The organism is Bacillus sp. 7_6_55CFAA_CT2, from assembly GCF_000238655.1.
Lineage (GTDB): Bacteria > Bacillota > Bacilli > Bacillales > Bacillaceae_G > Bacillus_A > Bacillus_A cereus.
On the sequence record NZ_JH414708.1, the window covers coordinates 479,239 to 486,389 of the forward strand.

A 7,151-nucleotide genomic window follows, 5' to 3' on the forward strand; every position below is an offset into this window, starting at 1 on the left:
TCTCTTTTTTATTTTCTTATAATTGCATTTTCGTTTTGTAAAAATAGTTCATCAAATTGTTTTGCAAGCTCAAAATCTAGTTTCGTTAAACCTTTTGCATTCCAAGATGACAAAGTAATAATAACTGCTTTATACTGGATAAGGATAAATGGATGGTGATTATGTTCTTCTGATAGTTTGGCGGCTTCAGAGACAAATTCGACTCCTTTTAAGTAGTCGGAAAACATATATTTTCGTTCAATCCATTTCTCATCTTTTACCATCCATTTATCTACCTTCAATAATTCCTCGTGAACTTCTTCTTCAGTTAATCTTAGCATCATTTTTCACATCCTTTATTGGAAGTAACGCAAGACCATTGTTAATAAGGCGTGTTACAGCTTCGTCAGTTGTGAAAGTAGAAAGTTGATGTAGTAATGCTGCAGATGTTTCATGCCCTTTGTTATGCTCTAAAAGTAACTCTAATACTTCAAGGCGCAGCAACCATTCTTTCGCATAAAATTTATTTAATACTTCTTGGATTGCTACTAATTGATCGATATGCGCGTCGTGTAAAATCCCCTCACTTCGAATATCTCGAACTGTTTGATACATACGTTCAAGTTCATTCAGCACAAGTGGAGCAGGAATTTCTTGAATTTCTTCATCCATTGGGAAGAATGCTGCAGCATCTGCGGCACCTGGGAATACTGAAGTGATTTGTGAGCCAACAGCCATATCAAATGCGCCCCATGAAGCATCAAATAAAACGCGGGCGTTATAAGTAACTGTGCAATCGATAAAGGAAATAAGAGCAATTTTCTTATCATTTTTCACAATATCTGTTACTGTTCCTTTTACATGAATACCACTTGCAAAAGTAAACTCAGCGATAGTTCCAATTGTAATTCCTAATGATTGTAGTTGTTCGTCTGTACAATTTTCTAATGCAATATTTTCAGTAAGTAATCCAATCGGTGTTCCAAATCCGTCATTGTGTACAGAAGTAGAATGATTCGCTAACTGTTTATTATGAAGCGCTAATGCCGTTGGCGAATTTGTTCGCATGTAAATTAATTCACCTGCATCGTTTTCAATTGTCTCGCTAAATGTACCTGTAATTTGTAATCCACTATTTAGCTCAGCTGTTGCATAGTTCTCAGAGCGAATTGCTTTTTCTAATCCTTCTTTACCACCAGTTTTAAAGGCCATCGTTTCAGAGAATTTCTCAAGTGCTTCTGTTAATTCTTCAAATGATTCGCAAACAAATAGTTGTGGTTGCATTTTTGTTACGTCATAAGTTGTACTTGTACATGCCTCTATAGAGAATGGAACCTTTTCTACAGCGTCTGTTAAGCAATGTTTGCTTTCGCCAACAGAAGAAAGGAGACCAGCACCATATATCTTTGGATCATCTATATTTCCGATCAATCCATATTCTACTGTCCACCAGAAAAGACGTGAAATTTGTTCAGCTTCCGATAAACCAGAAACTAAGTTTTGTTTTTCAATTACAGCATTTTCAGCAGCCTTAACTTCATCAGGAGTAGAAGTAGGGCTTTCTTTTACTATCGTTAATGTACGAACAGCTTCAAATGCATCATGTTCTTCTTTTGTAGAGAAAGCTTTTGCACCAATTTGCCCAAAACGTTTCACATATTTTGCATATGTAGGATCAAGTAAAATCGGTGCGTGTCCTGCGGCTTCATGTACGATATCTGGAGCTGGTGTGTACTCGATATTTTCTACTTTCCGGATATCTGTTGCAATCGGTAGTAATCCGTGTCCTTGAAAATCGAAGAATGCTACGCCAGGAATAAGTCCGTCAATTGTTACAGCGCCCCAGCCGCTTGGTGCCAAACACTCATTCATTTCTTCTACTTTTGGAATTGCATCTATATTAATACCAGATGATTGTAGTCCGTTCACATAGGCTGGATGAGCAACGTCTTTTAAGAAGCTATGATTTTGTCTCATAATATAACGCCACACAGCGTGATTCACCGGTGTGTATTGATCATAATGTTGTGTGGATACAAATGGTTTTAAATGCGATGGAATTTCTGTTTTCTTTGTCATTTAGACATCCTCCTTTTTTTCAATAAAAATGAATACCGATTTCGTATAGCTTGTATCACCCCCTTTCATTTTTTGTAAGCGCTTATAAAATTTTATCATAAGATTCGGAATTATTTAACATATGTTTCTGTGATAAATAGAAAAAGCCCCTATCGGAAAATCCGATAGGGGCGAAAGAATCGCGGTACCACCCTATTTGTAAGTGAAAATATACTTACATCTCAATTAATGATAACGGAAAAATTCCGTCTTTTCCTTCATGCATAAAAGCACTACGAAAAAGAAGCTCCAGAATTGTAATTCATACTTATATATGTGCTAATTTCCACCGACCATTAGCTCTCTGTAACAGGGATATAAGATACTACTGCGATTCTTTCAACGCGTATATATGAAATTGTGTAAGAGGATGGATGCAAAAAAGTCCCTATCGGAAAATCCGATAGGGACGATAAAAATCGCGGTACCACCCTATTTGTAAACAACTAATTGTTTACCACTCACTTTACGATAACGGGAAGATCCGTCTTTCTCTTCATGCATAAAAAGCATTACGGGAAAGAAGCTCCAGAATTGTAATTCACGCTTGTATATGTACTGATTCGCACCAACCATCAGTTCTCTGGGACAGTGATATAAGTCGCTACTAGCATTCCTTCAAAGCCGATATATAATTCGTTCAACTAAACTATGTTTTGTATTATAAAACTATATTAAAAAAATTGTCAACAAAAATTTTTTATCCCGTGTTAATGAGCAGTAAAATTCCTACCTCAAAATTCGGTGGGAGAATAACTGCCCGTAACCCCCGATTGGTGAAGGCTAATAATCAGTGGGGATGAACAAAATCTCTACTGATTAAGGCTTCACTTTATTTCACTTCTAAATTAACAGTTAAATTAGAGGTATTGCCAGCTGCATCAGTTGCTACAATGTGAATAGTATTTTTTTCTTCGTGTAATTGAGTGCGATCGAAATAAATGTCATAGCTTTTCTCCCAAGGGTTCAGGAATGCCTGTTCCCATACACCATTTCCGTTAATTTCATATTGCATTCTCACTGGAATACCAGGTGCTATCCAACCAGATTCTGACATCCAATCTAGTAGAATATCATCAACTTTTCCTCTAATTACGAGATTTTCTTGGTCAACTTCGTGTGTTAACTTAGGTGCAGTTCGATCAAGAAATACAGCAGCTGTTTGTTTTGTTTCTCCACCAGAATTAGAAGCAACTGCTTCGATTTGATATAGCCCGTCAGCTAAAGGAGTGCCATCTGCTTTTGTACCATTCCATTTGAAAGGTTTGTATCCAGGAGTTGCATTTTTAGCTTGATGGATAATCCCTTGATACGTTACACGTTCTTTCGTAACTAAATTTGCATGTAATGTTACATCATCCACAGGCGCAACTAAATAGTAGTTGATGAGATTATCATCTAGTACGTGGTCGCCATTTGGGCTAAAAGTAGAATTAATAATTTCAAGTCCATCGATACGTTTATAATCTTTAGGATCGATACTAAATGTGAATGGAATTCGAATTTCTTCTTTTGCCCCTTGTTCTTTTACATATACATTTCCAGTATACACACCTTGTGGTAGTGAGCTATCTACCGTGATAGTAAATGGTTTTTCGGTACTACTATTCGGTTGTATGCTAATCGATGAAGGGACAGAAGCTTTTACTTTTGTTTTTGTGTTGGCATCTAGTAATTCCACACGAGTTGAAAAACTTTTCTTTTTACTAGAAAGGTTTTGTAATGTAACATTTTGCGTCAGTTTTACTTTTCCGCTATTTGGCTTAATAAGACCAAAGCTGACATTGTTAGGTTTTACTAATACATTTGTTTGAGCTGCTTTCGGAATGTTAATTAAACCAGATCCTTGTGCCATAACAGGGTATGTATTTTCATTGACATCATGTAATGTTTTTGCATTGTTAGCAAGAGCCGCTTTCAATTGTTCTGTCGTCCAATCCGGATGCATTTGACGCAAGAGGGCAACCGCTCCAAGCTACTTGCGGAGCAGCCATACTTGTTCCGTTATGCGATTCATAGCCGCCTCGCGGTACTGTACTAGTAATTTGTACTCCAGGTGCAACAACATCAGGCTTTATTAGCCAACTTCCTTGTGATGGTCCTCTTGAACTAAAGTTACCGATAAGTTCTGTTTGCTTTGGTTGTCCAATTTTTATATTTTTCTTTCGTTTTGTGATTAAAGTTTTTAATTCTTCCCCATTTGTATTTGATAATTGCATTACTGGGATAGCCAGATGTTCACGTGAAAAATATTCCGGCATCATATTAATTTCTTTTTCGTTAGAGATTAATAACACACCAAGTGCCCCAGCTTGCTTCGCTTGTTCTGCTTTTACTAATGTACTAGAAGTACCTTGTAAAATAAGTGCGAATTTCCCTTTCACATCTTGTTTTGCATAATCACTTGGATTGCCATAACCAACATATACAAGAGGGGAATCATTTCCTATTGGAAAATTGGATGTTGATAACGGTAACCCTTGATATGTTTTGCTGGAACCAGCTACTTGGAATGTTGGAAACGGGATAGAAACCGTAGATGCTCCAACAGAAATGACACTACTTGCGTTACCGGGAGCATCAACAGACCAAGGTTTTGGTCCGTCATTTCCATTTGAAACGACAGTAGTAACACCAAGTTTCGCTGCTCGTTCTAACGTTAATGTTACAGGCTGATCAGGTACATTTAAATCTTGCCCAAGGGAGAGGTTTAACACATCCGCACCATCTTGAATCGCTCGCTCAATCCCTTGGATAATATCATCTGTTGTACCAGTTCCACCGTCATTCATTACACGATAGGCTAGAATAGAAGCGTTTGGAGCAACGCCTTTAATTTTTCCATTACCCGCAATAATTCCAGCTACATGAGTACCATGTACGTTACCATCCATTGGATCGCTATCTTCATCAACCGTGTCATATCCACCGATATAATTTGCCTTTAAGTCAGGGTGTGTATAGTCTACGCCAGAGTGGATAATGGCTACTTTCATGCCTTTTCCATCAAGCGGTTTGCCAGATGGATCTTTTAAATTCCACGCTTCAGGTGCACCAATTGTCGGTCCACCGATATTTGGTGCTTCTTCGTTAGTAGTACTTTTTGATGTTTCATGCAATTTATATGTTAAGTTCGGATAGACTGCTTTTACTTCAGGTAAAGAGGCAAGAGAGGTAATTTGATCTCCAGGAACTGAAATAGAGAATCCGGAAAATAACGTATTATACACTTCTTTAATTTTTGCACCAGGTGCTTTTTCTTTTATTTTCTTAGTCGTATCTTCTTGTGCTTTTTTTAGCTCAGCATGATAAGACTGAGCATTACTATTTTGTAAATCTGGAGCATGCTGAATATTACTTTGAGCAGCGAGAGGTGCATGTTGCAATTCTACAATTACTGATATTTCTTTTGTTGTTTTCGTTTCAACATTTTGAGCAATTTTATGTTCTCCCCACTGTTCAATCGTTGTTTTTAATTGTGGACTAAATTGCTTCTCCTTTTGTAGTGATTCAGCATGAGCGCTTAAAGCTCCAAAACTAGAAAAGACAAGCGCCATGCTTAATAGTGTAGATGTAGTTTTTTTCATTGATACTCCCCCCTGATAAAAAGTTCCAATATTCAGAAATAAAATCTTACATTTTAGTTATAACTTATAAATATAAATGTTGGCTAAACTATACTTTCGACATAATTCATACCAATCCTCTATGAATTGAAAATTTCTTGGGAAATTTTTTCTGATTATGTCGAATCGATATTTTTCACATATTGTAGGAAGAAAGTGAGGAATGCTATGAGGGAAATGGAGTGATGGTATGAAAAGGCTAATAGTAAGTGGTAGTGTAGTGTTGTTTATGTTTTTGTGTTCTATCACTATTACTAGCGCAGAAAATAATAGTGTGAAAGTTGCTTTTATTCGTCATCATAACCTTTGGATTAAAGTTGAGGGGAAAGAAAAACAACTTACAAAAGGAGAGAACATAACAGGGCCAAAGTGGTCACATGATGGAGAATGGCTGGCATATGTAAAAGGGAAGAAACAAAATATTCTTGAGTTATATCGGCTGAAAGATGGAAAGAAAGTTACGCCGTTTCACTCAGAAGCATCGAATTATCAATGGTCACCAACAGAAAATATAATTGCATTTATATTTACAGGTACATTAAATACATTTGATGTAGAAAAAAAGAATGCAGATTTTGAAAATGTATCGGCTGGTGTAGGGGATTATGAATGGTACCCCGATGGAAAGAACTTTCTTGTATCCTCTGAAGCGCACTTACTTCCAACAGGATGGACAGGGGCTCAGCTATATGAAGTGCAAAAAGATGCACATATGAATCCTCACAAAATGAAGCATTTGTATGCATTGCCAAATGAACATGATGATTTCCTAGCGCTAGTAGCAAGTGGCTTTAAGTGGTCACCAGATCAAAAGTGGATTTCATTTTTAGCAGTACCGACAGCTTCATGGTCAGCTGATAGTAATACGCTTTGCTTAGTTCGTGCAGATGGCAGTCGGTTTGAAAAAGTAGATCAAATGTTACTAAACGCACAATGGTTTCAATGGGCACCATCAAAAAATATATTAGCTTATATTGAAGGGAGCGGAAGAGTTGCATTAGAAAATAAGCATTTAAAAGTAAAGGAATTGCCAGCACTTCAGCAGAACATATTTACGCCGAAAGGATATGTTGATTGGGATTTTGTATGGAAGAACGATAGAGTAATTATCGTTTCACGAGCAAAGGAGGCAGGGATAGAAACTCCACCAGAAAAAAGGCCACTACCATCTTGTATGAGGTCGATAGTACAAGTAATGCACAGCATCAAATCACAAAGAAAAAGAACAGGCAAGGGGATTACCACCCGATCTTCATGAAGAAGAGTAATCAATTAATTTGGATACGTTCAGACCGTAAGAAAGCGGATGTATGGCTTGCTCATAAAGATGGGAAACAGGAAAAGAAGTGGATTGAAAATATAGATGTACCAGCGTGGTATTATGAGAAATGGAATTGGGAAAATGTCATCTCGGTGAAATAACAATAA

At 37.1% G+C, this 7,151-nt stretch carries 2 protein-coding genes, 2 pseudogenes and 2 other annotated features; of the genes and pseudogenes, 1 reads left to right on the forward strand and 3 read right to left on the reverse strand.

Translation table 11 applies throughout. The features are described 5' to 3' along the window. Window positions 1-8: 8 nt before the first annotated feature. From HMPREF1014_RS02615 to HMPREF1014_RS02625, 3 genes and pseudogenes are all read right to left on the reverse strand, one after another. A complete protein-coding gene (locus HMPREF1014_RS02615; protein ID WP_000979538.1) occupies window positions 9-323 on the reverse strand; it encodes a 4a-hydroxytetrahydrobiopterin dehydratase in 315 nt (104 codons plus the stop codon). Next, window positions 304-2,058 carry an aromatic amino acid hydroxylase gene (locus HMPREF1014_RS02620; RefSeq protein WP_000163199.1) on the reverse strand — a complete coding sequence of 585 codons (1,755 nt, stop codon included), beginning with the start codon at window positions 2,056-2,058 and terminating at the stop codon, window positions 304-306. The genes HMPREF1014_RS02615 and HMPREF1014_RS02620 overlap by 20 nt, the downstream gene beginning before the upstream one ends. A 163-nt stretch (window positions 2,059-2,221) precedes the next feature. Continuing rightward, window positions 2,222-2,449, reverse strand: a binding site (T-box leader). Window positions 2,450-2,499: 50 nt separating this feature from the next. Beyond that, window positions 2,500-2,728 (reverse strand) — a binding site (T-box leader). 201 nt (window positions 2,729-2,929) lie between these two features. Next, a pseudogene (locus HMPREF1014_RS02625) lies at window positions 2,930-5,684 on the reverse strand (S8 family serine peptidase). A gap of 229 nt (window positions 5,685-5,913) precedes the next feature. On the opposite strand from HMPREF1014_RS02625, the pseudogene HMPREF1014_RS02630 reads away from it, so the two are divergent. After that, a pseudogene (locus HMPREF1014_RS02630) lies at window positions 5,914-7,145 on the forward strand (TolB family protein). Window positions 7,146-7,151: the final 6 nt, after the last annotated feature.

What these genes read in the sequence shown, in the direction of transcription:
- HMPREF1014_RS02615 (WP_000979538.1), bottom strand. Translation starts at nt 323, where the DNA reads ATGATGCTAAGATTAACTGAAGAAGAAGTTCACGAGGAATTATTGAAG.
- HMPREF1014_RS02620 (WP_000163199.1), bottom strand. Translation starts at nt 2,058, where the DNA reads ATGACAAAGAAAACAGAAATTCCATCGCATTTAAAACCATTTGTATCC.